Annotated in this window: 26 protein-coding genes; 8 read left to right on the forward strand and 18 right to left on the reverse strand. The window is 66.9% G+C overall.

All coding sequences use genetic code 11. The features are described from left to right. Nucleotides 1-21 precede the first annotated feature (21 nt). From G315_RS0110560 to rpoE, 5 genes are all read right to left on the reverse strand, one after another. Entirely contained in the window at nucleotides 22-1,446 is a 1,425-nt protein-coding gene (locus tag G315_RS0110560; RefSeq protein ID WP_018144066.1) for a DegQ family serine endoprotease, read from the reverse strand. An 81-nt stretch (nucleotides 1,447-1,527) separates the two neighbouring features. Then, a complete protein-coding gene (locus G315_RS0110565) occupies nucleotides 1,528-2,016 on the reverse strand; it encodes a SoxR reducing system RseC family protein (RefSeq protein ID WP_018144067.1) in 489 nt (162 codons plus the stop codon). 22 nt (nucleotides 2,017-2,038) lie between these two features. Continuing rightward, complete coding sequence (locus tag G315_RS0110570; protein ID WP_018144068.1) at nucleotides 2,039-3,025, reverse strand: MucB/RseB C-terminal domain-containing protein; 987 nt, start codon at nucleotides 3,023-3,025, stop codon at nucleotides 2,039-2,041. A 6-nt stretch (nucleotides 3,026-3,031) separates the two neighbouring features. Next, nucleotides 3,032-3,598, reverse strand: a complete 567-nt coding sequence (locus G315_RS0110575) for a sigma-E factor negative regulatory protein (RefSeq protein WP_018144069.1) — start codon at nucleotides 3,596-3,598, stop codon at nucleotides 3,032-3,034. 12 nt (nucleotides 3,599-3,610) lie between these two features. Further along, entirely contained in the window at nucleotides 3,611-4,192 is a 582-nt protein-coding gene (gene rpoE, locus G315_RS0110580; protein ID WP_018144070.1) for an RNA polymerase sigma factor RpoE, read from the reverse strand. Nucleotides 4,193-4,336: 144 nt separating this feature from the next. On the opposite strand from rpoE, the gene nadB reads away from it, so the two are divergent. After that, entirely contained in the window at nucleotides 4,337-5,977 is a 1,641-nt protein-coding gene (nadB, locus tag G315_RS0110585; RefSeq protein WP_018144071.1) for an L-aspartate oxidase, read from the forward strand. A gap of 192 nt (nucleotides 5,978-6,169) precedes the next feature. Here the strand turns inward: nadB and G315_RS0110590 are convergent, their stop codons facing one another. From G315_RS0110590 to G315_RS0110600, 3 genes are read right to left on the reverse strand one after another with little or no spacing between them, the layout of a single operon-like run. Beyond that, on the reverse strand, nucleotides 6,170-6,898 hold the full coding sequence (locus tag G315_RS0110590) for a ferredoxin--NADP reductase (protein WP_018144072.1): 729 nt from the start codon (nucleotides 6,896-6,898) through the stop codon (nucleotides 6,170-6,172). Next, entirely contained in the window at nucleotides 6,895-7,809 is a 915-nt protein-coding gene (gene mazG, locus G315_RS0110595) for a nucleoside triphosphate pyrophosphohydrolase (RefSeq protein ID WP_018144073.1), read from the reverse strand. The genes G315_RS0110590 and mazG overlap by 4 nt, the downstream gene beginning before the upstream one ends. A gap of 43 nt (nucleotides 7,810-7,852) precedes the next feature. Beyond that, nucleotides 7,853-8,605: an MBL fold metallo-hydrolase gene (locus tag G315_RS0110600; RefSeq protein WP_018144074.1), complete on the reverse strand. Its 753-nt coding sequence runs from the start codon at nucleotides 8,603-8,605 to the stop codon at nucleotides 7,853-7,855. A gap of 216 nt (nucleotides 8,606-8,821) precedes the next feature. On the opposite strand from G315_RS0110600, the gene G315_RS0110605 reads away from it, so the two are divergent. The 6 genes from G315_RS0110605 to lipA all read left to right on the forward strand — a co-directional run bounded on the left by G315_RS0110605 (nucleotide 8,822) and on the right by lipA (nucleotide 13,566). Further along, nucleotides 8,822-9,061, forward strand: a complete 240-nt coding sequence (locus G315_RS0110605; RefSeq protein WP_018144075.1) for a BolA family protein — start codon at nucleotides 8,822-8,824, stop codon at nucleotides 9,059-9,061. Nucleotides 9,062-9,081: 20 nt separating this feature from the next. Beyond that, on the forward strand, nucleotides 9,082-9,486 hold the full coding sequence (locus G315_RS0110610; protein WP_018144076.1) for a hypothetical protein: 405 nt from the start codon (nucleotides 9,082-9,084) through the stop codon (nucleotides 9,484-9,486). After that, on the forward strand, nucleotides 9,483-10,037 hold the full coding sequence (locus tag G315_RS0110615; protein WP_018144077.1) for a hypothetical protein: 555 nt from the start codon (nucleotides 9,483-9,485) through the stop codon (nucleotides 10,035-10,037). The genes G315_RS0110610 and G315_RS0110615 overlap by 4 nt, the downstream gene beginning before the upstream one ends. An 86-nt stretch (nucleotides 10,038-10,123) precedes the next feature. After that, nucleotides 10,124-11,335 (forward strand): HDOD domain-containing protein, encoded by a 1,212-nt coding sequence (locus tag G315_RS0110620; RefSeq protein ID WP_018144078.1) that lies wholly within the window; start codon nucleotides 10,124-10,126, stop codon nucleotides 11,333-11,335. Nucleotides 11,336-11,341: 6 nt separating this feature from the next. Beyond that, the gene (locus tag G315_RS0110625) at nucleotides 11,342-12,547 is read left to right on the forward strand and encodes an HDOD domain-containing protein (protein WP_018144079.1); all 1,206 of its coding nucleotides are present in this window, start codon (nucleotides 11,342-11,344) and stop codon (nucleotides 12,545-12,547) included. Nucleotides 12,548-12,609: 62 nt separating this feature from the next. Then, on the forward strand, nucleotides 12,610-13,566 hold the full coding sequence (gene lipA, locus G315_RS0110630; RefSeq protein WP_018144080.1) for a lipoyl synthase: 957 nt from the start codon (nucleotides 12,610-12,612) through the stop codon (nucleotides 13,564-13,566). A 313-nt stretch (nucleotides 13,567-13,879) separates the two neighbouring features. On the opposite strand, the gene G315_RS14760 is transcribed toward lipA, so the two are convergent. From G315_RS14760 to ppa, 10 genes are all read right to left on the reverse strand, one after another. Beyond that, nucleotides 13,880-14,125: a hypothetical protein gene (locus G315_RS14760; protein ID WP_369699428.1), complete on the reverse strand. Its 246-nt coding sequence runs from the start codon at nucleotides 14,123-14,125 to the stop codon at nucleotides 13,880-13,882. A 422-nt stretch (nucleotides 14,126-14,547) separates the two neighbouring features. Beyond that, nucleotides 14,548-15,252 (reverse strand): lipoyl(octanoyl) transferase LipB, encoded by a 705-nt coding sequence (gene lipB / locus G315_RS0110635; protein WP_018144081.1) that lies wholly within the window; start codon nucleotides 15,250-15,252, stop codon nucleotides 14,548-14,550. Continuing rightward, nucleotides 15,249-15,512 (reverse strand): YbeD family protein, encoded by a 264-nt coding sequence (locus G315_RS0110640; RefSeq protein ID WP_018144082.1) that lies wholly within the window; start codon nucleotides 15,510-15,512, stop codon nucleotides 15,249-15,251. Before G315_RS0110640 ends, lipB begins: the two co-directional genes overlap by 4 nt. Further along, the gene (locus G315_RS0110645) at nucleotides 15,509-16,396 is read right to left on the reverse strand and encodes a D-amino acid aminotransferase (RefSeq protein ID WP_019612493.1); all 888 of its coding nucleotides are present in this window, start codon (nucleotides 16,394-16,396) and stop codon (nucleotides 15,509-15,511) included. The genes G315_RS0110640 and G315_RS0110645 overlap by 4 nt, the downstream gene beginning before the upstream one ends. Before the next feature lie 14 nt (nucleotides 16,397-16,410). Next, a complete protein-coding gene (locus G315_RS0110650; RefSeq protein ID WP_018144084.1) occupies nucleotides 16,411-17,658 on the reverse strand; it encodes a D-alanyl-D-alanine carboxypeptidase family protein in 1,248 nt (415 codons plus the stop codon). A gap of 85 nt (nucleotides 17,659-17,743) precedes the next feature. Then, complete coding sequence (locus tag G315_RS0110655) at nucleotides 17,744-18,757, reverse strand: septal ring lytic transglycosylase RlpA family protein (RefSeq protein ID WP_081624472.1); 1,014 nt, start codon at nucleotides 18,755-18,757, stop codon at nucleotides 17,744-17,746. After that, nucleotides 18,714-19,745, reverse strand: coding sequence for a lytic murein transglycosylase B (gene mltB, locus G315_RS0110660; RefSeq protein ID WP_018144086.1), 1,032 nt, complete (start codon nucleotides 19,743-19,745; stop codon nucleotides 18,714-18,716). The genes G315_RS0110655 and mltB overlap by 44 nt, the downstream gene beginning before the upstream one ends. Next, on the reverse strand, nucleotides 19,742-20,860 hold the full coding sequence (gene rodA, locus G315_RS0110665) for a rod shape-determining protein RodA (protein WP_019612495.1): 1,119 nt from the start codon (nucleotides 20,858-20,860) through the stop codon (nucleotides 19,742-19,744). Before rodA ends, mltB begins: the two co-directional genes overlap by 4 nt. Then, the gene (mrdA, locus tag G315_RS0110670) at nucleotides 20,857-22,734 is read right to left on the reverse strand and encodes a penicillin-binding protein 2 (protein ID WP_019612496.1); all 1,878 of its coding nucleotides are present in this window, start codon (nucleotides 22,732-22,734) and stop codon (nucleotides 20,857-20,859) included. The genes rodA and mrdA overlap by 4 nt, the downstream gene beginning before the upstream one ends. Before the next feature lie 113 nt (nucleotides 22,735-22,847). After that, complete coding sequence (ppa, locus tag G315_RS0110675) at nucleotides 22,848-23,384, reverse strand: inorganic diphosphatase (RefSeq protein ID WP_018144089.1); 537 nt, start codon at nucleotides 23,382-23,384, stop codon at nucleotides 22,848-22,850. A 239-nt stretch (nucleotides 23,385-23,623) separates the two neighbouring features. Between ppa and G315_RS0110680 the strand changes: the two genes are divergently transcribed. Further along, nucleotides 23,624-24,265, forward strand: a complete 642-nt coding sequence (locus G315_RS0110680; RefSeq protein ID WP_018144090.1) for an adenylate kinase — start codon at nucleotides 23,624-23,626, stop codon at nucleotides 24,263-24,265. Nucleotides 24,266-24,272: the final 7 nt, after the last annotated feature.

Below are 24,272 nucleotides of genomic sequence, written 5' to 3' on the forward strand. Positions count from 1 at the left end.
CGAGCGCAGCACGAGGCGGTTTCAGTCCCGCGGAACGCGCAGGGCGATATAGGTCGGATTGCCACCACGGTACACCAGTACCGGCACCGTGCGCCGCTCACCCACCTCTTCGATCCGCTTCTCCAGGGTCTCCACCGAGTCGACCGCATGGCCGCCAAACTGGACGATCACGTCGCCGGAGCGCACCCCGGCCGAGCGCGCCGGATTGTCGGTGACGTCCCGGACCACCAGGCCGCCATCGACGTCCAGCTCTGCGGCACGCTCGGCATCCAGCGGCTCCAGGACCATCCCCAACAGGCTTTGCGGCTCGGTCCGCTCCGGGGCCTCACGCTGCGGCCCCCCGCGCTGGGCGGAGATATCCTCCGGCAGACGCTCGATCTCGACGATGATGGTGCGAGTCTCGTCACCACGGCGCACCTCGACCTCGGCCTCGGCGCCCACCGGCGTGCGCCCGACAATCGGCGGCAGCGCGGACGAGTTCGGCACCTCGATGCCGTTGAACGACAGGATTACGTCCCCGGTTTCAAAGCCGGCCTTCTGCGCCGGACTGTCCGGCTGCACGCGCGAGACCAGCGCCCCGGCCGGCTTGTCCATGCCGAAGGAGTCGGCCAGCTCGCGGGTCACTTCCTGGATCAGCACACCCAGCCAGCCACGCGTCACCTCGCCGTGCTCGCGCAACTGCTGTACCACGTCGCCCACCATCTCGATCGGTACGGCAAAGGACAGCCCCATGAAACCGCCGGTCCGGCTGTAGATCTGCGCGTTGACGCCAATCACCTCGCCATCCAGGTTCAGCAGCGGCCCCCCGGAATTGCCCGGGTTGATGGCCACATCGGTCTGAATGAACGGCACGTAATTCTCGCTCGGGAGGCTGCGCCCCTTGGCACTGACGATGCCGGCGGTCACCGAATGGTCGAAGCCGAACGGCGATCCGATCGCCAGCACCCATTCGCCAACCTTCAGATCGGACGAGGAGCCGAGTTTCAGAGTGGGCAGGTTCTCGGCGTCAATCTTGAGCAGGGCCACATCACTCTGCGGGTCCTTGCCAACGATCTCGGCGTCGAACACGCGCCGGTCGGACAGGTGCACGACAACCTCCGAGGCGCCCTCCACCACATGGTTGGCGGTGATGATGTAGCCATCTTCGGTATAGATGAACCCGGAACCCAGCGAGTTGCGCTCGAAGCGCTCCGGCCCGCGCGGGCCTTCGCCCCCGGGGCCCCCAAAGAAACGTTCGAACAGATCCTCGAAGGGCGAGCCCTCGAAGTCCGGCATCTGACTGCGATGCGGGTTCTCGCGCTCGCGGGTGGTCGCGATATTCACCACCGCCGGGCTGTGCTCCTCCGCCAGCGGCACGAAGTCCGGCAGCATGCGCGCCGAGGCCGGCAGCGACAGGGCGAGAAAGGTCAGGGCCACCAGTGCCCATTGCATCGGTTTCATCATCATCCAGCCCGCATTGGGAAGTCGTAGGTTCATGGCTCTAGAAAGCCGGCCCGGCCACAAGTTCCCGGCGACCGGCGCGAAGATTCAGGGCCGGGGCGCAGCCATGGGTGCCGCAGCGCGGTGGGTTCCCGTGGCCGGATGGCGCTCCAGCAGCACCGGCGCCAGATCCGGGGCGCGCCGGCGCAGCCAGGCGCGCACGCCGAGCAGCCCGCCCGCGAACCCCAGGGCCCCGGCCAGCAAATGAAAGCCCTCCCCGAGTCCGGGGACGACCAGCATCAGCAGTGCCGGCGCCGCCACCAGGCCGGCGAGCGGCAACAGGTACATCGCCAGGGCCCCCGAAACCAGCGCCTGATCGCGAATACCCAGGGTCACGGTATCTCCCGGCTGCAGCGAGCCGGGATGGCCGATGGACACCTCCACTGCCTTGCGGCCCAGCACCTCGGACAGGACGCCGCTGCCGCAGCCCGTCCGGGCCGAACAACTGCCGCAGGTCGAACGGCGTTCGATACGCACACGCGCCGCGTAGCCCTCCACCGAGAGCACGGTTCCCTGTTCGCGGATCCATTCACTCATGCTTGCGGGCCCATGTGGCGATTCAATTGCCGGGGTGATGCACCACGGCGTCCAGCACGCCCCGCACCGTCGCCTGCGGGACATCGCCCACCGCAGTGACCTGGTGCCCCGCGATCGAACGCGCGGCCCCGTGCGTGGCCCCGGCACGTGTCGTGCCCTCGAACATCTGCTCGCCGCTGGCCTTCTCGATATAGACCGAGACCGAGGCCAGGCCGTCGCTCAACACAAAATGACGCAGGCTGGCCTGGTCGTCTCCGACACGGCGTTCGGACGCGGCAATCGCGGAAAAGCCATCCGGCAGGTTGGCAAAGCTCCAGCCGTCCATGCCGGTCTGCTCGTCCCAGTCGGGCTTCTTGTGCCCATGGTCGGCTCGCACCTCGACATGCTCGGCGTCCTCGCGGGTCGCCTCGAGGGCGGTTTCCGCGACCTCGTCAAGATGCTCAAGATCGGTAAAGGCCAGGCGCTCGAGCAGCGCCCCGTGACCGTCGTACAGTTCGCTGAGCAAGGGGAGCGCGGTCGCGGTGTGCAGGCAGTAGCGATGGCTGTAACGCAGCATATCGCGGGCACGCGCAAGGATCATGCGGCACTCGAGACCGGCGACACGATCGACACCCATGTCTTCCAGGGCGTAGTGATCGTGGTGTTCGAGCAGGAAGACCGGCGCGCCGGCCGGCCAGTGCGGGGCCCCTCCACCACCCTCGCCGGCCGCCGCCCGGGCCCCCTTCAACGCGCTCAGACGGTCGACCGACCGCAGGATCTCGCGGTGGCTTCCGGTCAGGGTTTCCAGGCGCTCGCGGTAGCCACCGTTCTCGGCGGCGTGCACCACACGAATGGCGTCCAGTCGGTCATCCCGCTGGAGCACGAAAGTTCCCTGGTAACTCTCCGAATGCAGGCTGCTGGTCATCCGCTGCAGCCAGTCTGCCGGGGATTGATCCCCGGCCAGCACCGGCAACGGAACGCAGCAAAGTGCAGTGGCGGCAACCAGGACGAACGGCAGGCCGCGGCGCATCACGCGTTACTCGTCACTCACCGAGTAACGAACCCGGCCCAGGGCGGTAGAACCCGGCCCGGTCAGTTCCGCGTGATTTTCGAGATAGCGGGCAAAGCGTGGGTCCAGCGACTCACGTCCGGCGGCCGGGGCCTCGACGTCGGAGGTACTGGCCCGCTGCACGCCATCGGCGACCTGTGCCGGGGTACGGGTCTCGCTGGCGACCGGAGCGGCCTCCTGCGTGCCCGTGTCGGGCCCCAGCATCTGCATCCCGACGAGGGTCACCATCGCGACCGCGGCGGCCACGCCAGTGCCCGCAACCGGCTTCAGCCAGCGCGGCTGCGCCGGCTTGTGGGCAGCCGACAGCGGCGCCTCGTCGGCCAGGGCCGCATGGACACCGTCCATGAAGTTCGCGGGGGCCGTGCGGCGCATCCCGCCGCGCAGACTATCGCCGATCAGGTGATAGCGTTCCCACTGGCCGCGGTCCTCTTCGGACTTGACCAGTTCATCCATCAAGCGACGCGTCTCGAAGTCATCCGTTTCTCCGTCCACCAGGGCCGAAAGACGTTCATTCTTTGAGACTTGCTCTGTCATGGCGCTACTCGTTCAGTTGTTGTCTAACAAAGGACGCAAGGTCCGGTCGATGGCCTCGCGGGCCCGGAAGATACGTGACCGGACCGTGCCGATCGGGCATCCCATCGTCTGCGCGATTTCCTCGTAACTCAGTCCTTCGATCTCGCGCAGTGTGATGGCCATCCGAAGGTCGTCGGGCAATTCCTCGATGGTGCGACGCACCGCCCCTTCAATCTCTTCGGACAACAGCTCCCCCTCCGGGGTTGCACTGTCCTTCAGGGCGGAGTCACCGCCCATCTGTTCCGCGTCCTGCGCATCGATTTCGGCCTCGGGCCGCCGCCGTCCCTGGGAGACAAGGTGATTCTTGGCCGTGTTGATGGCGATGCGGTAGAGCCACGTATAGAACGCGCTTTCGCCACGAAAGTTCGCCAGTCCCCTGTAGGCCTTGATGAAGGCCTCCTGGGACACGTCCAGGGCCGCTGCATGGTCATGGACATAACGCCCAACCAGGTTGACGATCTTGTGCTGGTACTTCAGCACCAGGACGTCGAAGGCCGCCTTGTCGCCCTTCTGAACTCGCTTGACCAGGGCCTCGTCGGAAGCCTTCTCGCTCATGCGGGGACTCCCGCCAACACGCCAGTCTCCGGTATTCTATGTTGCATGGACCGCCTGACTCGCATTAAGTTCGCTTTGCGCACAACACTGTTGCGCAAGGGCCACAATTCGCTCTGGCAACAAGCGCAGCACGTTACCTGACCCATGGGGACAGTACAACAACCGCGCCTGGCGGACGTCCTCGTGATTGGAAGCGGCGCGGCGGGGCTCTCCGCAGCCCTGCATCTGGCCCCGCACCGTCGCGTCACCGTGATCAGCAAGGGTCCGGTGGACGAGGGTTCTACCCGCTATGCCCAGGGCGGGATCTCGGCAGTCCTCGACCGCACCGACTCCTTCGATGCCCACATTCAGGACACCCTGGACGCAGGCGCGGGCCTGTGTGACCCGGACGCCGTGCGCCGCACCGTGGCGGCGGGCCCCGAGGCGATCCACTGGCTACTCAACCTCGGCGTGCCGTTCACCCGCGAGCCGCTCGAGGGCCGCAGCCGGCTGCACCTGACCCGCGAGGGCGGGCACAGCGCCCGGCGCGTCGCGCACGCCGCCGATGCCACGGGCCGCGCGATCGAGGAGGCCCTGGTACGCAGCGCCTCGGGCCAGGGCAGCATCGAGGTGTTCGAACGCCACGTCGCCGTGGACCTGATCACTCACCCGGTGGATGGCAGCCGGCGCGTAATCGGCGCCTACGTGCAGGACGCCAAGACCCGTGAGGTGGAGACCATCCTCGCCCCGACCGTGATCCTCGCCACCGGCGGCGCCAGCAAGGTCTACCTCTATAGCTCCAATCCGGACGGCTCCACCGGCGACGGCATCGCGATGGCCTGGCGCGCCGGCTGCCGCATCGCCAACATGGAATTCATGCAATTCCACCCGACCTGCCTGTTCCATCCGCGGGCCAAGTCGTTCCTGATCTCCGAGGCGGTCCGCGGCGAGGGTGGTGTCCTGCTCCTGCCGAACGGCGAACGCTTCATGCCGCGCTTCGACGAGCGCGCCGAACTGGCCCCGCGCGACATCGTCGCCCGCGCCGTCGACCACGAGATGAAGCGCCTCGGCATCGACCACGTGAACCTCGACATCAGCCACAAGCCGGCCGAGTTCATCCGCGAACACTTCCCCACCATTCACGAGCGCTGCCTGGAATTCGGCTTCGACATGACCCGCGAGCCGCTGCCGGTGGTGCCGGCCGCGCACTACACCTGCGGCGGCGTCATGGTGAACCACTTCGGCCAGACCGACCTGCCGGGGCTGTACGCCGCCGGCGAGGCCTCCTACACAGGTCTTCACGGCGCGAACCGTATGGCCAGCAACTCGCTCCTGGAGTGCCTGGTGTATGCCCGTGCCGCGGCCGACCACATCCTGTCGCAGACCGATTTGCCCGCCCCCGAGAATCTCCCCGTGCCGCCGGCCTGGGACGAGTCCCGAGTGACCGAGTCACAGGAGGAGGTGGTGGTCGCCCACGACTGGGACGAGCTGCGCCGGCTGATGTGGGACTACGTCGGGATCGTGCGCGCACGCGAACGCCTGCACCGCGCCGAGCGGCGCATCCGCATCCTGCAGGAAGAGATTCACGAGTATTACAGCCACTTCCGCATCTCCCCGGACCTGCTGGAACTGCGCAACCTGGCCATGGTCGCCGAGATCATCGTGAAGAGTGCCCTGTCGCGCAAGGAAAGCCGCGGGCTGCACTTCATCCGCGACTACCCGGACACCGACCCGGCCCTGGACGGCCAGCCGACCATCCTCGCCCCCGAAAACGCCCTGCGCCCGGGCGACACCCGCCGGCCGTAATCCTTCTGGGTTCGAGCACCGCGCCTGCCTTTCCCCCGTCATTGCGAGGAGCTGCAGGCGACGAAGCAACCTCCGTGCGGAACCACTGGATCGCGACAGGCTGACCACCACTCTGCAAGCTTCAGGAGGTTGCTTCGTCGCCTGCGGCTCCTCGCAATGACGCGGGCTGCGAAAAGCACCGAGCGACCGCCATTACCACCACTTCTCGTATTTCAGCTGCGCCTCGGGGATGCCCCATTCCGCCAGCAGGGTGGCCATGTCCTCGATGAACTCGCGCGAGCCACAGAAGTAAAACAGCGCATCGCGCGGCAGATCGAGCGACTCCAGCAGCCGATGGCTGATACGTCCGGTGTGGCCCAGCCAGTCCTCGGCCTCGCGGGTCACGGTCAGGCTGACGTCGATATTCGGCGCCTTGGCCATCGCCTCCAGCTCCTGCGGGAACAGCACCTCGTCCTGGTGCGCCACGCTGTACACCAGATGCGCATAGACCTCGGGCATGTCGGCATGAATCGCGCGCAGGATGCCGAACAGCGGCGTCACGCCGATGCCGGCCCCCAGCAGCACGACATTCCTTGCCATGCCGGGCTCGAAGAAGAAACTGCCCTGTCCCGGCGTGATGTACACGGTGTCGCCTTCCTGCGCGACCGCGTGCAGGTGATGCGTCGCGTGGTGGTGGTCGGCGTACTTGATGGCCAGTTGCAAACGGCCATCCGCGCGCGGCGCGGACACGACCGAATAACCACCGACGAAGGGCTTGCCCTCGGGTTGCGGGATCACCAGATCCAGCCACTGGCCGGCCTTGCTGGTAAAGCGCTGCGGGTCCGCGGCCAGGGTGAACACCTTGATCAACGGGGTAACCTGCTCGATCGACTCGATCCGGGCCGGCAGGAAATGGTCGGGCAGTTCGACGGCGTCGCTCATCTCGGGTCCTTGGTCTCGGATTCGTCGTAAGGCTGGCGCTCGCGGCGCCGCGCCTCCTGATAAAGGGTCTCCTGGGCCGCGAAGTCCAGCGCCCCCAGGGTCTCACCGCGCGCGGCGGCCAGGGCCTCCATATGCCGGAAGCGGGCCTCGAACTTGCGCGTACTTCCGCGCAGCGCCCCCTCCGGATCCACACCCAGGTGGCGCGCCCAATTACTGACGGCAAACAGCACGTCGCCGACCTCCTCGGCGATGCGCGCCTCGGCCTCGCCCTGCTCCACGGCCTCCTTCACCTCGGCCAGCTCCTCGTGGATCTTGGCGACCACCGGCGCCGGATCGTCCCAGTCAAAGCCGAGCCGGGCGGCGCGGCGCTGGCTCTTTACCGCCCGCGACAGTGCCGGCAGGGCCAGCGGGATGTCGTCCATGGCGCTGGTCTGGGCGCGATCCGCGCGTTCCTTCGCCTTTTCTGCCTCCCAGGCCGCCTCGCGCTCCGCATCCGAGGCATGCTCGACATCGGCAAACACGTGCGGATGCCGGCGCACCAGCTTGTCGCCGATCGCGCGCGCTACATCATCCAGATCGAAACGCCCGGCCTCCTCGGCGATGCGCGCCTGGAATACCACCTGGAACAGCAGGTCCCCCAGCTCGTCGCGCAGCTCGCGGGCATCCGCCGCCTCGCCCTGGTCACGCGCGATCACGTCGGCCAGCTCATAGGCCTCTTCCAGGGTGAACGGCACAATGGTGCCGGCGGTCTGCGCCCGGTCCCAGGCACAGCCGGATTCGGGATCGCGCAGCCGCGCCATGATCGCCCGCAGGCGGTCCAGCGGACCCGGCACGTCAACGGGTGTGTGTTCGTTCATCGCGGGAGTGTACGGGGTCCGGCAGGCGGTAAAAACCGCCCACCGGATGAACATTCGGAACCGGTGGCTCCTGGCGGGGCCACCGGAAGGGATCGGACTAACCCTGCTGATCGGTCTCGCAGAGGCGCTTCTTCTCGTCCGGCAGGTTGTCGGGGCAGATCCCGCAACCCTCGTTGCCCGGCAGGGCCCAGTCGATCTTCTTCGGGTACGGCAGGTCCATCTCGTCCATGATCTTCACGAACTCCGCCTCTGGCTTGCCCTTGCCCAGGCGCGGGTTGCGCATCTTCTCCTGGCCGATGGTGGTGATCTGGCGCTCTTCGTAATCGTGCGCGGGATACACCAGGGTCTCGTCCGGCAGGGTGAAGAACTTGTCCTGAATCGAGTGATAGAGCGTCTTGGCATCCCCCGACTGGAAGTCGGTGCGGCCACAGGCCTCGATCAGCAGGGCGTCGCCGGAGAACAGCATTTTCAGGCCCACGTGATCCATCAGGTAGGCGTGGTGCGCATCCGTGTGTCCCGGGGTATAGAGCGGGTTGACCACCAGGTTGCCCACCTGGAAGGGCTCGCCCTCGCGCAGGCCGAAATCGCGACACGGCAGTTCGTCCATCGCCGGCCCGCCCAGCTTGCAGCCGGTCTTTTCGCGCAGCATCCGGGCGCCGGTGATGTGGTCGGCGTGGATATGGGTCTCGATGACGTAATCGAGGCTCAGGCCCATCTCCTGCAACACGCGCATGTCGCGGTCGACGGTTTCGATGACCGGGTCGATCAATGCGGTCTTACCGGTATCCGGGCAGCTCAGAAGATAGGTATAGGTGGACGACTCGTCCTCGAACAGTTGCTTGAAGATCATTGCGATTGCCTCCATGGCCCGGCGGGCCGAACGTTATTGACCTGATGCTAGCGCAGCCAACCCGGAACAACCCAAACCAGCCCGACAATCCATGCAGGTGTTTTCCTACGAACCCGTGCCGCGGGAACGAGTTCCCCGCGTGGGGGAACTTCTGTCGGGCCCATCGCCCGGCTATCATCCGCGGCTGACCAATACGCACCAATCAAGGGACTCATCATGGATGCCAATCAAGTGGCCGAACTCATTCGCGCCGGCCTGCCGTCGGCCGAGAAGGTCGAGGTTACCGGAGGCGAGGGCAAGTTCGAGGCCCTGGTCGTCAGCCCACAGTTTGCTGGCATGAACGCGGTCAAGAAACATCAGACCGTCTACGCCACCGTACGCGAGCAGATCGACTCCGGCGAACTCCACGCCCTGTCCATCCGCGCCTTCACCCCCGAGGATGCCCCGAACGCCTGAGGCGTTCAGCGCGCGTGCCGATGCTGTCGCCCAAGGGTCGCGAGGAGATCGAACGCCTGCTGGAGGGTGGCCTGGTACACGACTGGGGCGAGGCCGAGACCACCCTGCGCAACGTCACGCGCATGCTGCTGACCACCCGCCCCGACCTCCTGCGCCTGTATTTCACGCCCGAGGCCTGGGAGCAGATTACCGCCTGGCCGCAGAAGAAGGCCGCCAACGCGATCATCGCGGCGCTGCGCACCGGCGTGGTGGACACCCTGGGGCGGCCCGCCATCGCCAACCGCGAGCAGGCGCGGTTCTATTTGCTGTGCTTTCAGGACGACCTCACCGAGCGGGTCGACACCTGGTGCCGCGAGCACCCCGAGGAATGCCCGCGGCGCAGCCGCAAGCGCACCTCGGCCCTGCCTGACGACTCCGACACATGAACAACCCCGCGATCCAGACCTGTGGCGACCCGGCCCTGCAGGTCGCGCTCGTGTCCCTGTTCGCCCGCTACGGCCTGCGCCTGGTCGCGCACCCGGCCCAGGCGCCGCTGCCCGGCAGCTGGTGGGGCGAACCCGAGGCCGGGATCGTCGGCCATGACGTGCATGTGCGCCCCGACACCCCCATCCACTCGGCCCTGCATGAGGCCGGACACGTCATCTGCATGGACGCAGGACGGCGCGCCGCCCTGCATACCAATGCGGGCGGCGATGACCTGGAGGAGTGCGGCGTATGTTATCTGCAGATCCTGCTGGCCGACGAGATCCCCGGCGTCGGCCGCGAGCGGCTGATGCGGGACATGGACGCCTGGGGCTACAGCTTCCGTCTGGGAAATACCGCCGCCTGGTTCCGCGAGGACGCCGCCGACGCGCGGGGCTTTCTGCAAGCCCATGACCTGATCGACGCCGCCGACCGACCGCGCTTCGCCTGCCGTGGGGCGGCGTCAGCGCTTCCCGCCACCGGATCGGATGCTACACTGACGCCAGTCGAGTAACCCGCGTGGCGGGTACGCCCCGCGGCCCGCCACGCGGCGCTGCAGCGCGGGAACGGATTGGCACAGCACGGATCGGGAACCGCCCCATGGATAGCACCAGCATTGATGCCCTGCTTCAGGACCTGGACCTGACCTCCAGCCTGTCGGAGCAAGCCCGCAGCGAACTGGCCGCGGCCTGCCTGGCCCGGGAGCTGGACGCCGGGCGGCGCCTGCGCCCGCAGGAGGTCGAGGATCGCTACCTGTTCCTGGTACGCGGCCAGCTGGTCCGCGTCAGCGGCGGCAGTCCGGCCCGCATCACCCTGGATTCGACCGATCCGGACAGCCCCCTGCAGATGTTCGACCAGAACATCGGGCAGCAGGACTTCCTCATTACCGAGAAGACCTGCCAGTTGCTGGAGATCCCCACAGCGGCGCTGAAGAAGGCCCACAGTGCCTCGCTCGTAGTGCACGACACCGACCTGGACGACACCGAGGGCGCCTTCTTCGGCGAGCTCTACGACCTGATCACCAGCAATCGGCTGGAATTGCCGACCATGCCGGAGATCGCGCTGCGCATTCAGGAACTGACCAACGATCCTGATGCCGACCTGGACAAGCTCACCGAGGTCATCCAGCGCGACGGGACGATCGCCGGTGCGCTGCTGCACGCCACCAACAGCCCGCTGTTTCGCGCCGCCAAGCAGATCCAGTCCGTACGCGACGCGGTCAACCGCCTGGGCTTTCGCAACACCCGCATGCTGGCGATGAACATGGCCCTGCGTCAGGCCTTCAAGGCCAAGCACGCCTCGACCCGCGACGCGATGGAGTCCAGCTGGAAACACGGCGCCCTGCAATCGGCCTACAGCTACCTGATCGCGGACTCGCTGAAGCAGCTGGACCGCGAGCGGGCACTGCTGGCCGGGCTGGTCGCCGGGATCGGCGCGGTCCCGATCATCCAGTTCGTGGAACTGCGCGAGGACCACCCCGACCGCGACCGCGTGCAATCGCTGGTGCGGCGCCTGAGCAATCTCGCCGGCGTCCTGGTAATCAACTACTGGGATCTGGGCGGCGACCTGGTAACGGTCGCTGAACACGCCGGAGACTGGGGCTATCGCGCCAACGAACCGGACTACGCCAGCATCGCCCTGGTCGCGGAATGGGCCACCCGCCGCGCCGAAGGCGAGGCCGTCCCCGATGCCACCGATGTCGCGGCCTTCGAGGTCCTCGGGATCACCCCGCCCCCACCCGGCGAGCCGATCGCGTTCCTGGAAGAGCGCGCCGAGGATCTGGCAGAACTCCGCGCCATGTTCAACGTCTGAACCGCGGTGATCGAGCAACGCCTCCCCCAGCTGCACCCGTTTGCCGAGCTGAGCGACCGGGCCCGCGACAAGCTACTGCAGCACGCCCGGACCATGACGGTGGATCCGGGCTTCAAGCTGCATGCACGCGACGAATTCCGCAGCATGATCTTCCTGCTGGAAGGCCGCATGATCCTGGCCAGCGGGCGCAATTCGGTCATGTTGAAAGGCGACAGCAGCGAAGCGCTGAACCCCCTGTTCGATGCGCACGACTACCACAGCCATGCCATCGCCGCGACTCGCTCGACCCTCGCCATGCTTGATCGCAAGGTCTATGAAACCCTGATCGACGGCGGCGGCCAGGACAGCGTCGAGGTCAGCGAGATCGAGCTATCCGATCTCGAGGGCGAACTGTTCAGCAGCATCTACACCCATGCCTACTCCGGGGAACTGGCCCTGCCCCAGCTCCCCGAGGTTGCCCTGCACCTGCAGCGGGCCCTGAAGGATCCGGATGTCTCCATCGCCGAGGCCACCCGCATCATCGAGGAAGATCCGAGCGTGGCCGGCCGCCTGCTGAGTGTGGCCAACAGCCCGGCCATGGGCAGCCGCCGTGTCGTCTCGCGCCTTCAGGATGCCGTCGCCCGGCTTGGACTGGAACGCACCCGCCAGTTGGTGATGGCCCTGGCGATGCACCAGGTCTTCATCCATCGCGACAACCCCTACCATGAACTGCTGGAACGCCTGTGGCGGCGCTCCGCACGCATTGCCGCGGTCAGTTGCGTGCTGGCCGACCAGTGCGAGGCCGCCGATCCGCAGAGTGCGTTGCTCGCCGGCCTCCTGCACCGAGTCGGGGCCTTGCCGGTCATCGCCGAGGTCGCCCGCACCCATCCGGACCGAACACCCGGGGAAGTGGAACGCGTACTGTTCCGACTGGAAGGCCTGATCGGCGAACTGGTTGCCCAGCAATGGGACCTGGCATCCGATATCATAGAGGCCATTCGCGATTCCGGCGGCCCGGAGAATCCGGAGGCTCACGCCCTGACCGACATCGTGCGAATCGCCCGCGCCGCGTGCCCGCGGGATGCCGAAGACGACCTGCTCGCCGACCGCATCCCGCTCACCGACCTGCGGGCAGTGGAACGCCTCGGCTTTATCCTGGACGAGGACGGCAACCTGCCAGCCATCGAGACGGCTAGGCAGGAAGTCGAGGCGCTGATCCGCGAGGTTGCCTGAGCACGCCCGATCGCCCCACGCCGGCCGCACAACCCGGCCGCCACGAAATTCAGGGAAGGTCCATGGACACTCGAATCCGCCCCCAGCCCGGTGAAAAACAGCGCGCCGCCGACAAGGTCGCGCGCATCCCGGTCAAGATCCATCCCACCGAGAAGCCCCAGCGCAAGCCCAAGTGGATCCGCGCGCAAAGCCAGGCACGGCCCGAGGTACAGCGCATCAAGGGCATCCTGCGCGAGCAGAAACTGCACACCGTCTGCGAGGAGGCCAGCTGCCCGAACCTCGGCGAATGCTTCGCCCACGGCACCGCCACCTTCATGATCATGGGCGACATCTGCACCCGCCGCTGCCCGTTCTGTGACGTCGCCCACGGCCGCCCCGAGGCCCTGGACGCGGACGAGCCCCGTCACCTGGCCGAGACCATCCAGGCGCTTGGCCTCAACTATGTCGTGATCACCTCGGTGGACCGCGACGACCTGCGCGACGGGGGCGCCGGGCACTTTGTCGACTGCATCCGCGAGGTGCGCGCCCTGAACCCGGACATGAAGATCGAGATCCTCGTACCCGATTTTCGCGGCCGCATGGATCGCGCGCTCGAAATCATGCACCAGGCCCCGCCGGACGTCTTCAACCACAACCTGGAGACGGTCCCGCGCCTGTACCGCGAGGCCCGCCCGGGCGCCGACTATGCCTGGTCGCTGGAACTGCTCCGGCAGTTCCGGGAACAGCACCCGGGCGTGCCGACAAAGTCGGGCCTGATGCTGGGGCTCGGCGAGACCCGTGAAGAACTGCTGGAGGTCCTGCAGGACCTGCGCGACCACGGCTGCGACATGCTGACCCTGGGCCAGTACCTGCAGCCGTCGCGCCATCACCTGCCGGTGACGCGCTTCCTCTCCCCCGAGGAGTTCGACGAGCTCGGCGACCGCGCCCGCGAGATGGGCTTCAAGCAGGTGGCCAGCGGCCCGATGGTCCGCTCGTCCTACCACGCCGACCTCCAGGCCCAGGGCCTCGAAACCGCCTGACGCGTCACGGGCGGTGGCCCGTGCCACCGCTGCCCGTCCAGCCCAGCATCGCGGGCCTGGCCCGCTCGGCATCCAGTGTCCTACGGTGGCCTCGGTCCGCCGTCTGCCTTGTTGTGGCTAGACCCGGTTCGTCCGCTGTGTTTCCGTGCCTCCGTCCGACCGCCTGCCATGCGCTCTCTCGCGAGCGCACCGCGAGGCACTTTCTTGCTTGCCCAAGAAAGTGCCCAAAGAAAGGCACCCGGATTTCGCCCGGGAACCTTGCTCCAGGGCCCTCGGGCCGGCGGCGCTGAACTCGCAGCGCCTTCGGCCCCGCTCAGACATCCAGCGCCTTCTCCCGGCCCGAGAACCCTTCCGCAAGGGGCTCCATACGGGAGAAGAAGGTCAAAACAGACGGTATCCCGTAGGGTGCCGTTGAGCGCAGCGAAACGCACCGTTCCCCACGCCGTGCGAAACCCTGATGCGATTCGCTGCGCTCATCACATCCTACGCCCCCCGGCGCCCGCTTCGCGGGCGCGGCACGCCATGGCCGCAGACCGAGCGTGCACAGGTGCCGGAACAGCCTGCCTCTATCCAATGGCACAGGCCTTCGGACCGCTGTTGTCTTGACCTGCCTTCCCGTTGTCGTCGCGCCGAGTGGAGAGGCTTTTCGCGGGACGATTCTAAATAGACACGGGGCGCTGGATGTCTGAGCGGAGCGCAGCGTAGCGAGTTCAGCGCCGCCCGCGAAAAGCCTCGGAGCGAGGGAAACCCCGGCCCGCGCAGCGGGCCGGGGTCGCGGCAGTCGGGCGTGTTTCTTGGGCACTTCTTTGCACGAGCAAAGAAGTGCCTCGCGGTGCGCTCGCGAGAGAGCGCGTGGCAGGCGGCCGGACGGAGGCACCGTAAACACCGGACGACGAACCGGGACCAGCCACAACCAGGCAGACGGCACGAAAAGCTCCAAAGGCTAGGGCCTGGCCAGCCTTCGGAAACGCGGGCGACGTGTTACGGCGCCGGGCAACGCCCCAGGGCCTGGACCCGCACCAGCTCAGCTGGCAGCGCCGGCTCATGCAGGAATGGAGAATCCCGGTCCGGGAATAGCTGTGCGGCGAGATTCGCCAGGAGCGCGTCGCGAACACGGTCGATTGTGACCGGACCACCAAGCTGGACCTGCATGGAGGTCGTCGGCAGGCCCGCATAGCCACAGGGGTTGATGCGCGCAAACGGCGCCAGCACCGGCGCCACGTTCAGGGCGAGGCCATGGATGCTGCGGGCGTGGCGCACGCGCAAGCCGAGGGCCGCAATCTTCGCCTGCCCGACATAAACCCCGGGCGCGTTGGCCCGACGTTCGGCCTCGATACCCCATTGGGCAAGCGTATCGATGATGGCCTGTTCCAGGCACGCGACCAGACGGCGCACGCCGATCCCGAGGCGCCTGAGATCCAGCAGGGTGTAAACGACGAGTTGGCCGGGCCCGTGATAGGTGATCTGCCCACCGCGGTCGATCGCCACCACCGGCACGGCCCCAGGATCGAGCAGGTGCTCCGGACGGCCATTGCGTCCCTGGGTGAAGACCGGGGGATGCTGCACGCACCACAGGGCATCGGGGGCTTCGGCCGCGCGTTCGCGCCCATGCAACTGCATCGCCTGCCAGACCGGGACGTAGGGCTGCAGCCCCAGCTCGCGCACCTCGACCGGGGCCGGTGTCACAGGATCATGCGCACCCGGTCGCAACGGCCAAGGGAGCGGTAGAAGGCGTCCAGTTGTGCCTGGCTCGTCGCGGTAAAGGTGATGGTGATGCCGACGTAACGGCCGGCGCGCGAGGCCCGTTGCTCGATCACCGCGTCATCGGCATCCAGGTGTTCGGCCACGCAACCTTCTACGGCCTCCATCAACTCTGGATGGGCATCCCCCATCACCTTCACCGGGAACCGGCAGGGAAATTCGATCAGGGTCTCGCGGTCACTCATGCGGCACCTCCGGACTGCATTGGCTCACTCACGGGCGCACCCGGCTTGGCAGCCTGATAGGCCGCATGGAGGGTCTTCCAGACCGGACCAGGATGCCCCGCGCCCACGACCCGGTCATTAAGGCGCGTGACCGGGAGGATCTCGCGGGTCGAACTGGTCAACCAGATCTCCTCCGCCCGTGCCAGCTCGGACTCGCTTACCGCGCACTCCTCCACCGGGTAGCCCAACTCGCGCGCCAGATCGAGAACCCGTGACCGCGTCACCCCGGGCAGCACCGAAGGCGCGAGTGGCGGCGTCACCAGACGGCCGTCGAGGACCACGAGGACGTTGCTGGCAGCACCCTCAGTTAGCTGTCCATCACGCAGCAGGATCGCCTCGACCGCACCCTGCTCGACCGCGGCCTGGCGGTTCAGGACATTGGCCAGCAGCGTGGTCGCCTTGATGTCGCAGTGGCCCCAGCGGCGATCCTCGGCGGTCACGGCCGCCACACCCTCCGTGCGCACCGTCTCCGGCAGAGGCCGGATCGGGCTCACCATCGCGAGGACCGTCGGCCGGGCATCCGGCGGGAAGGCGTGATCGCGCGGGGCCACACCGCGGGTCACTTGCAGGTACACCCCCAGATCCGGGGTAGCGGGATCGGCATTGCGCGCCAGCAGATCTTCCAGAAGCGCAGTCCACTGCCCGGCATCAAAGGGGCTGAGAATGCGGATGGCCGCGAGAGACCGATCCAGGCGCTCGAGATGCGCGGGGAGCATGAAGAATTCGCCCGCGTAGCTGGGAATCACTTCGTAGACCGAATCCCCGAACAGGAAACCGCGGTCCAGCGGCGAGATCCGCACCTGGTCCAGCGGAAGGTAGTCCCCGTTGAAGTAGGCAATACTCACGCGCAACCTGCGTGTCAGAACGGCCAGGCCGCCTGGATACCCAGCGCCGCCCCATCCCACAGGCGGCGCACGAGGCCACCTTGCTCCACCGTGTGCAACGCAACCAGTGGCTGGGTACGGATCACTTCGCCATCCAGGCGCACGACCACCTCACCGACCGGGTCGCCCGCCGCCAGCGGTGCCTCCAACGGCTGGTGGACCTCCATCGAGGCGTCCAGGTCGTCCTCACGCCCCGGCGGAACCATCACCCAGAAGTCCTCGGCCAGCCCCACGGCGACCTCGGTATCCGCCCCGCGGTAGACCCGTGGCGTTCCCAGTTCGTGCGCCCCTTCGAACAGCTTGCGGGTCGCGGTGAAACGCATACCCCAGTTCACCAGCGCCTGGGATTCGTTCGCACGGCGGGTCCCGCCCTGCTGATGGTCGGGCGCTTCGATGCCCATCACCGCGGCCACCAGGCGACGATCATTGCGCTTGGCCGACGACACCAGGTTGTACCCGGCGCTCGAGGTCCAGCCGGTCTTCAGCCCATCAAAGCCGGAATCGCGCCACAGGAGCATATTGCGGTTGCTCTGGGAGATGTCGTTGTACTCGAAGGACCGCTCGCTGTAGTAGCCATAGAGATCCGGGAAATCGCGAATGAGCGCCCGCGCCAGCAGCACCATGTCCTGCGCAGTGGTGTACTGCGACTCCTCGGAAGGCAGGCCATGCGGGTTGGCAAAATAGGACTGGCGCATCCCCAGTTCACGAGCCTGGGAGTTCATCATGTCGACAAAGGCCCCTTCGGAGCCGGCCACATGCTCGGCCAGAGCGGTAGAGGCATCGTTCCCGGACTGGACGATCATGCCGCGCAACAGGTCCTCGACCGCGACCTCCTCGCCGACCTCGATGAACATCCGCGATGCCCCGGTCATCCCGGTGCGCCAGGCACGCTCGCTCACCGTGACCGTATCGTCCAGCGCCATGCGGCCCTCGGTGATCTCGCCGAACACCACGTAGGCAGTCATCACTTTGGTCAGGCTGGCCGGCTCGCGCTCCACTTGCGGCTCGCGACTGGCCAGCATCAGACCGGAGTCGAAGTCCATCAGCGCATAACTCGCCGCCGTCACATCCGATGGCGGGCGCGGGATCCCGCTGGGGGTGTTCGCCCCATCCCCGGCCACGGGCAGTTGCTGTTCCTGCGCGTGCACCGGAGCAAGCACCAGCATCGCGAGCAGGCAGGCCACCAGAAACGGCAAAAAGGGAATGCGGACGGACAGAGTCATGGCAGGGAAGGACCTCCTTAAGGACCGGTCTACGATAGCAGAGTGGGGCCCGGGACGGGCCGGAAAAACAACAGCGGCAGAGCCTTTACTGGGCGTTCTCGACCACGCGGTAATCAACGTGCGCCGCACCCTGCAGGCGATCCGTGATCGCGCGGACCTCATCGCCATCCGCCAGCGGGCCAATCCGCACGCGATGGAGGTCCGCACCGTCGTCCCGCCCCAGGGTGGAGATACGAACCGGGTCGAAACCCAGGGCGCGCAGATCTTCGCGCACCTGTTCCGCGGACTGGCGCTCGGAAAACGCCCCGACCTGGACAAAACGCCCGCCCCCGGCGCCCTCGCCGTTGGACACGGCGGCGGGCATCCCGGAGTCTGCTGTCTCCGGTAGCGGTTCGGGGGCTCGCTCGGCCACCCGTTCCGGCGAGGTCACGGCGGCCACATCGACGCCGGGCCCCGCGGCCGGCGCGGCCGCAACTCGGTCGTCGGACTCGGTATCACCCGGCCCCACCGAGCGCACCCGCACCCGAGCCACACCGGCATCGGTCATGTCGATGCGATGGGCCGCAGCGTAGGAAAGGTCGATGATGCGCCCATCCACAAATGGCCCGCGATCATTCACCCGCACCACCACCTGCTTGTTGTTCTCCAGGTTGGTGACTTCGACATAGCTTGGCAGCGGCAGAGACTTGTGTGCCGCCGTCATCGCATACATGTCATAGGGCTCGCCGCTGGACGTACGCCGGCCGTGGAATTTCGTGCCGTACCAAGAGGCAATGCCCTCTTCCTCGAAGCCGTCACTGGTCCGCAGGGTGCGATAACGCTGCCCGAACACCTCGTATTCCGACGGGTTGCCATAGCGGCTGGGCGGCTCGTTGCGCGGCTCCGGTTCCGGGATCAAGGCGAGATCCTGCGGCACGTCGGCCGCATCGGGGTAACTGTCGTAGGCGGCGTCCCCCAGCGGGCGCGGGTCACGCTCCGGGGTACCGGAACAGCCAGCCAGCGCCAGCAACACAAACCCCAGCAGGAGCGCCCCGGGCGCAGGCCCGGAGGCCGGACTAGTCGGCCAGTGCCTCGGCAAGTTGGTGCACGGCCATCGCATACAGCGGGCTCCGGTTGTAGCGGGTAATCACGTAGAAGTTCGGGTATCCCAGGTAGTACTCGTAACCGTCATCGCCCTCGAGACGAATGAAGGAATACTCGCCATCCTCGTCCACGGCCTCGTCGGGATAAATGCCGTGCTCGGCCAGTTCGTCGAGACCGAAGCGGGCCTGATAGTTACGGCTGATCAGGGCCTCGTGGGCATCCCCCTCGACCCGCGCCTTCGCCACCACCGGCTCGCCATGGTTCCAGTGGTGCTCGCGGAAATAGTTGGCCACCGAGCCGATCGCGTCCGGCCAGGAGTTCAACAGGTCACGCTGACCGGAGCCGTCGAAGTCCACTGCGTAGTGGCGATAGCTGGACGAGATGAACTGTCCGCGCCCCATGGCCCCGGCGTAGGATCCGCGCGTCTCGCGCGGATCCAGGCCTTCCTCGTCCACCAGGGTCAGGAATTCACCCAGCTCGCGGCGGAAGAAATCCGATCGCGGCGGGTAGTCGAAGCCCAGGGTCACCAGGGCATCGAACACGCGGAAGCCGCCAGTGTTGCGGCCATAGTAGGTCTCGACCCCGATAATGGAGGCGATGATCTTCGGCTCCACACTAAAGCGATCCTCGGCGCGCTTGAGCCAGCGGCCGTGTTCTTCCATGAAGTCGCGACCGCGCTCGATGCGCTGGTCGGTGATGAAGATCGGACGATAGTCCTTCCACGGCCGCGCCTCGGCCGGGCTGGAGATCAGGTCGAGGATGCGCTGCTGGGGGTCGGCGGCGGCAAACATTGCCTCCAGCGCCTCGCGGTCGCGGCCGGCCTCCACCTGTTCGTCGATGAACGCCTGCACCTCGTCGCGCTCGAGATACGGCGGATCGCCGGCACGGAATTCGCTTTCGGCCGCGACCGGGAGGGACACGGCAGCCAGGGACAGGACCAGCCCCGTCCGTAACAGGGTCGGGCGGACAATGCGGGCCCACACGGGGCGCAAGTTCAGGCTCATCGATTCACCAGGCGTTTCTGGGAGGCTATGCTCATGAGAATACCGAAGGCGACCATCAGGGTCACCAGCGAAGTCCCCCCGTAACTGACGAGGGGCAACGGCACGCCGACCACCGGCAACAGGCCGGTCACCATGCCGATATTGACCACCATGTAGACCGCAAAGGTCAGGCTGATACTCCCGCCCAGCAATCGGGCGTAACGCTGCTGTGCCAGCGCGGCAATCCAGAGCCCACGCGCAACAATCGCAAAATACAGCAGCAGCAACAGCGCGACACCGATAAAGCCGAATTCCTCGGCGTAGACCGCAAAAATGAAGTCGGTGGAACGCTCGGGCAGAAACTCCAGTTGCGACTGGGTCCCGTTCAGCCAGCCCTTGCCATACAGCCCGCCGGACCCGATGGCGATCTTCGACTGGATGATGTGATAGCCGGCGCCCAGCGGATCGGACTCCGGGTTGAACAGCGTCAGCACCCGCTGGCGCTGATAATCCAGCATCTGCGACCACAGGATCGGGATGGCGGCGGCCGCCGTGACCCCAAGCCCAACGAACCAGCGCCAGCCCAGCCCCGCAAGGAAGATCACCAGGAACCCGGCGGCCCCGACCAGCATCGAGGTGCCCAGATCCGGTTGCTGCATGATCAGATAGACCGGCGCCAGGATCAGCGCCGCGGTCACCACCAGGTCGCGGAAGCGCGGACGTCCATCCCGCTGGGACAGGTACCAGGCCACCATCATCGGCACCGCGAGCTTCATGATCTCCGAAGGCTGGAAGCGCATGAAGCCGAGATCCAGCCAGCGCTGCGCGCCCTTGCCAACATCCCCGGCCCACATCACCGCCAGCAACAGCAGGACACCGGCTACAAAGAGCCATGGCGAGATCGCTCGCAGGGCATGCATGGACACCTGGGCGACCAGCAGCATGGCGGCCACCCCCAGGCCGATCCGCATGACCTGTCGCTCCAGGGCGACCACGCTCTCGCCGGTGGCGCTGAACAGTATCGCCAGCCCCAGCAGCAGCAGGATGGACAGCAGCACCAGCAGCACGCTGTCCAGACGCAGGCTGCGCAATACCCACTGGCTGGCGGACATCTCGCGGCCGGTCACGCTGATCATTCGTCCTCCGGGACATCGATCGTCATGCCCGCCCCCTCCAGCAGATAGGCATCCATCACCTCGCGGGCCACCGGCGCCGCCACCCGGCCACCGGAACCGCCGTGCTCCACCAGCACCGCCACCGCGATGCGCGGATCCTCGGCCGGGGCATACCCGACGAACAGGGCATGGTCCCACAGGCGCCGCGCCAGTTCCTCCTCGTCGTATTCCTCGTCCTCGCCCAGGCTGAACACCTGCGAGGTACCGGTCTTGCCGGCGATGGTGTACTCCGGCCGGGTACTGCCGACGCTACCCCAGGCGGTGCCATGACGCGCGTTCACGGCCTCCACCAGCGAGCCATGGATGGCGTCCCAGTGTTTCTCGTCGACCGTTACCGGATCCCGCAGCATGGGCAAGCGATATTCGGGTTCACCCACTCCGTTGTCCATGGCGCGCAGCAGGTGCGGCTGATAGCGCTCGCCACGGGCCGCAAGGGCCGCAGTGAAGTCGGCCATCTGCAGGGGGGTCGACAGCATATAGCCCTGACCGATTGCGGTGATCAGGGTCTCGCCGGGAAACCACACCTGGTCATGCGTGGCCCGTTTCCAGTTGCGGCTGGGCAGGATGCCCGGGCGCTCCCCGGTGGAATCGATCCCGGTCCGCTGCCCGATCCCGAAGGCCCCCAGAATCGGGACCATGCGGTCGATCCCCATGGTGTGGGCCAGGTCGTAGAAATAGACGTCCGACGACACCGCGATGGCGCGCGACATGTCCACGCGACCATGCCCCTCGCGACGCCAGTCGCGATAGCGCCGCTCATGCCCCGGGAGCTGGAAATACCCGCGGGCGAACATCTCGCGCTCGGCGGTGGTCACCTCTTCGTCCAGGGCCGCCAGACCCACCAGCGGCTTGATCGTCGAACCCGGCGGGTACTGGCCACTCAGGGCGCGGTTGAACAGGGGCCGGCGATGGTCGTCACGCACCGCGGCAAAGTCGGCCTGCGAGATGCCGTGGACGAACGACTCGGGATCAAAACCGGGGGCGCTGACCAGCGCAAGCACCTCGCCATTATTCGGATCCACGGCCACGATGGCCCCGTCCCGCCCGGCCAACGCCCGATAGGCCGCCTGCTGCAGGTTGACGTCCAGGGTCAGGGTCAGGTCCGTGCCCGGTTGCGGCGGGGTCACTGAGAGTTCGCGGATCACGCGCCCCTGGGCGTTCACCTCCACCTGGCGATAGCCCGGCCGCCCGTGCAGCAGATCCTCGTAGTAGCGCTCGACGCCGCTCTTGCCGATATGCGAAGTGCCGGCATAGGCACGCCCGTCGACCCGCTGCAGGTCCTGCTGGTTGATGCGCCCGACATAGCCGACCGCATGCGAGAACTTGGACCCCAGCGGATAGAACCGCAGCGGCCGCGCCTCGATCTCCACCCCGGGCAGCTCGTGGCGCGAAACCGCAATCCGCGCCACCGTCTCGTCGTCCAGGCCGGCCTTCAGCAACACCGGCTGGAACGGCCGCCGCTGACGCACCCCGCGCTGGAACCGCTCGACGTCCGCCTCGCTTAGCTCCACGTAACCGCGCAGGCGAGCGAGCAGGGAATCGAGATCGCCGGCCTGCTCGACCGTGACCTCCAGCTGATAGGACGCGCGATTGCCCGCCAGAAGCACGCCATTGCGGTCGCGGATTACCCCCCGAGTGGGGGCAATCGGTTCCACCCGCAGGCGGTTGTTCTCCGAGAGCGTGGTGAAGTGCGTATGCGCACCGACCTGCAGGCCCGAAAGCCGCCAGCCCAGTGCCAGCAGGATGACCGCCAGGATCACCAGCGCGAGCAGGATGCGCACGGCAAAGCGTTCGCGGTCCTGCTGTTCCTCGCCGTAGGCGTCGCGTTCGGCCATTTCAGGGGGTCACGGGGCCGTGACCCCCGCTGACCACCGCCCACGCAAACGCCGGACCGCCCCAAGGGGGCGGCCCGGCGCTGGCCTCGCGCTGCATGCAGCGGGTGGCGACGTCAGATCTTGCTCTTCTGGAAACGCTTGTAGCTGGCAACAATCTCCGCCTTGGCCGCCTCGGCGTCCGCCCAGCCCTCGACCTTGACCCACTTGCCCTTCTCCAGCTCCTTGTAGTGCTCGAAGAAATGCTTGATCGAGTCCAGCAGTTCCTGACCCACGTCCTCCGGCCCCTGATACTTTTCGTACTGCGGATGCAGCTTGGTCACCGGCACGGCCAGGATCTTGGCGTCCACACCCGCCTCGTCGGTCATCTGCAACACGCCGATCGGACGCGAACGCACCACCGAACCCGGCATCAGCGGCACCGGGGTGACCACCAGCACATCCACCGGATCGCCGTCTTCCGACAGGGTGTGCGGAACAAACCCATAGTTGCACGGATAGAACATCGCGACCGTCATGAAGCGATCAACCATCAGGGCCCCGCTGTCCTTGTCGATCTCGTATTTGACGGGCTGCCCGTGGGCGGGGATCTCGATCACGACGTTGACGTCATTGGGGAGATCCTTGCCGGCTTCGATCTGGTTCATGTCCATGCTTGCTTCCCAAAAGTTGGTTTGGCTAGCCGGGCATTATACAGGGGACACGCACCTCAAGGGCACCCGGCCAGCGGCCCCAACGGTTGCGGGCAAGCACCTTCAGGCGGTATAAGACCGCGCTCGGGAAACGGTTTGCGTCTTCAGTGACCAGCCCCGTTTCGCCACCGCCATTCACCGTGCCGCCCCCGTTCCCGGCTAGTCCTGCGGTTCGGCGCGGCACCCGGCAGGAGTCAGCTATGCGTATCGTCCTGATGGGCGCCCCCGGTTCCGGCAAGGGCACCCAGGCCAAGAAGATGGTCGCCACCTTCGGCATCCCCCAGATCTCCACCGGCGACCTGCTGCGTGCCGCCGTCGCCGCCGAGACAGAACTCGGCAAGCAGGCCAAGAGCGCGATGGATGCCGGCCAGCTGGTCCCCGACGACCTGGTGCTGGGGCTGATCCGCGATCGCCTGCAGGAACCCGACGCGCAGAAGGGTTTCATCCTCGACGGCTTCCCGCGCAACGTCGCCCAGGCCGAGGCCCTGGATACCATGCTGGCCGACATCGAGTCGCCGCTCGACCGCGCGATCCAGATCGACGTCCCGTTCGAGGAACTCAAGCAGCGCCTGACCGGGCGTGTCTCCTGCGGCGACTGTGGCGCAGTGTTCAACACCCATACCTTCCCGCCACAGAAAGAGGGCGTGTGCGACCTGTGCGGCGGTGACCTGGTCCACCGCGCGGATGACAACGAAGAGACCGTGGTCAACCGCCTCAAGGTCTACGAGGAACAGACCCAGCCGCTGATCGAGTACTACGACGGTCATGGCCTGCTCAAGCACATCAACGGCACCCGCGACATCGAGCTGATCTTCGACGAGATCCGCCAGCTGCTGTCCTGAATTCGGG

The sequence above is a fragment of the Thioalkalivibrio sp. AKL7 genome, assembly GCF_000381705.1.
GTDB lineage: Bacteria > Pseudomonadota > Gammaproteobacteria > Ectothiorhodospirales > Ectothiorhodospiraceae > Thioalkalivibrio > Thioalkalivibrio versutus.

What these genes read in the sequence shown, in the direction of transcription:
- G315_RS0110590 (WP_018144072.1), bottom strand. Translation starts at nt 6,898, where the DNA reads ATGAGCGACGCCGTCGAACTGCCCGACCATTTCCTGCCGGCCCGGATC.
- G315_RS0110600 (WP_018144074.1), bottom strand. Translation starts at nt 8,605, where the DNA reads ATGATCTTCAAGCAACTGTTCGAGGACGAGTCGTCCACCTATACCTAT.
- G315_RS0110560 (WP_018144066.1), bottom strand. Translation starts at nt 1,446, where the DNA reads ATGATGATGAAACCGATGCAATGGGCACTGGTGGCCCTGACCTTTCTC.
- G315_RS0110650 (WP_018144084.1), bottom strand. Translation starts at nt 17,658, where the DNA reads ATGACTCTGTCCGTCCGCATTCCCTTTTTGCCGTTTCTGGTGGCCTGC.
- ppa (WP_018144089.1), bottom strand. Translation starts at nt 23,384, where the DNA reads ATGGACATGAACCAGATCGAAGCCGGCAAGGATCTCCCCAATGACGTC.
- rodA (WP_019612495.1), bottom strand. Translation starts at nt 20,860, where the DNA reads ATGATCAGCGTGACCGGCCGCGAGATGTCCGCCAGCCAGTGGGTATTG.
- mazG (WP_018144073.1), bottom strand. Translation starts at nt 7,809, where the DNA reads ATGTTCATCCGGTGGGCGGTTTTTACCGCCTGCCGGACCCCGTACACT.
- G315_RS0110680 (WP_018144090.1), top strand. Translation starts at nt 23,624, where the DNA reads ATGCGTATCGTCCTGATGGGCGCCCCCGGTTCCGGCAAGGGCACCCAG.
- G315_RS0110640 (WP_018144082.1), bottom strand. Translation starts at nt 15,512, where the DNA reads ATGAGTGACCGCGAGACCCTGATCGAATTTCCCTGCCGGTTCCCGGTG.
- mrdA (WP_019612496.1), bottom strand. Translation starts at nt 22,734, where the DNA reads ATGGCCGAACGCGACGCCTACGGCGAGGAACAGCAGGACCGCGAACGC.
- G315_RS0110575 (WP_018144069.1), bottom strand. Translation starts at nt 3,598, where the DNA reads ATGACAGAGCAAGTCTCAAAGAATGAACGTCTTTCGGCCCTGGTGGAC.
- nadB (WP_018144071.1), top strand. Translation starts at nt 4,337, where the DNA reads ATGGGGACAGTACAACAACCGCGCCTGGCGGACGTCCTCGTGATTGGA.
- G315_RS0110610 (WP_018144076.1), top strand. Translation starts at nt 9,082, where the DNA reads ATGCTGTCGCCCAAGGGTCGCGAGGAGATCGAACGCCTGCTGGAGGGT.
- G315_RS0110565 (WP_018144067.1), bottom strand. Translation starts at nt 2,016, where the DNA reads ATGAGTGAATGGATCCGCGAACAGGGAACCGTGCTCTCGGTGGAGGGC.
- G315_RS0110655 (WP_081624472.1), bottom strand. Translation starts at nt 18,757, where the DNA reads ATGCGATGGCCGTGCACCAACTTGCCGAGGCACTGGCCGACTAGTCCG.
- G315_RS0110620 (WP_018144078.1), top strand. Translation starts at nt 10,124, where the DNA reads ATGGATAGCACCAGCATTGATGCCCTGCTTCAGGACCTGGACCTGACC.
- mltB (WP_018144086.1), bottom strand. Translation starts at nt 19,745, where the DNA reads ATGAGCCTGAACTTGCGCCCCGTGTGGGCCCGCATTGTCCGCCCGACC.
- rpoE (WP_018144070.1), bottom strand. Translation starts at nt 4,192, where the DNA reads ATGAGCGAGAAGGCTTCCGACGAGGCCCTGGTCAAGCGAGTTCAGAAG.
- lipA (WP_018144080.1), top strand. Translation starts at nt 12,610, where the DNA reads ATGGACACTCGAATCCGCCCCCAGCCCGGTGAAAAACAGCGCGCCGCC.
- G315_RS0110605 (WP_018144075.1), top strand. Translation starts at nt 8,822, where the DNA reads ATGGATGCCAATCAAGTGGCCGAACTCATTCGCGCCGGCCTGCCGTCG.
- G315_RS0110615 (WP_018144077.1), top strand. Translation starts at nt 9,483, where the DNA reads ATGAACAACCCCGCGATCCAGACCTGTGGCGACCCGGCCCTGCAGGTC.
- G315_RS0110570 (WP_018144068.1), bottom strand. Translation starts at nt 3,025, where the DNA reads ATGCGCCGCGGCCTGCCGTTCGTCCTGGTTGCCGCCACTGCACTTTGC.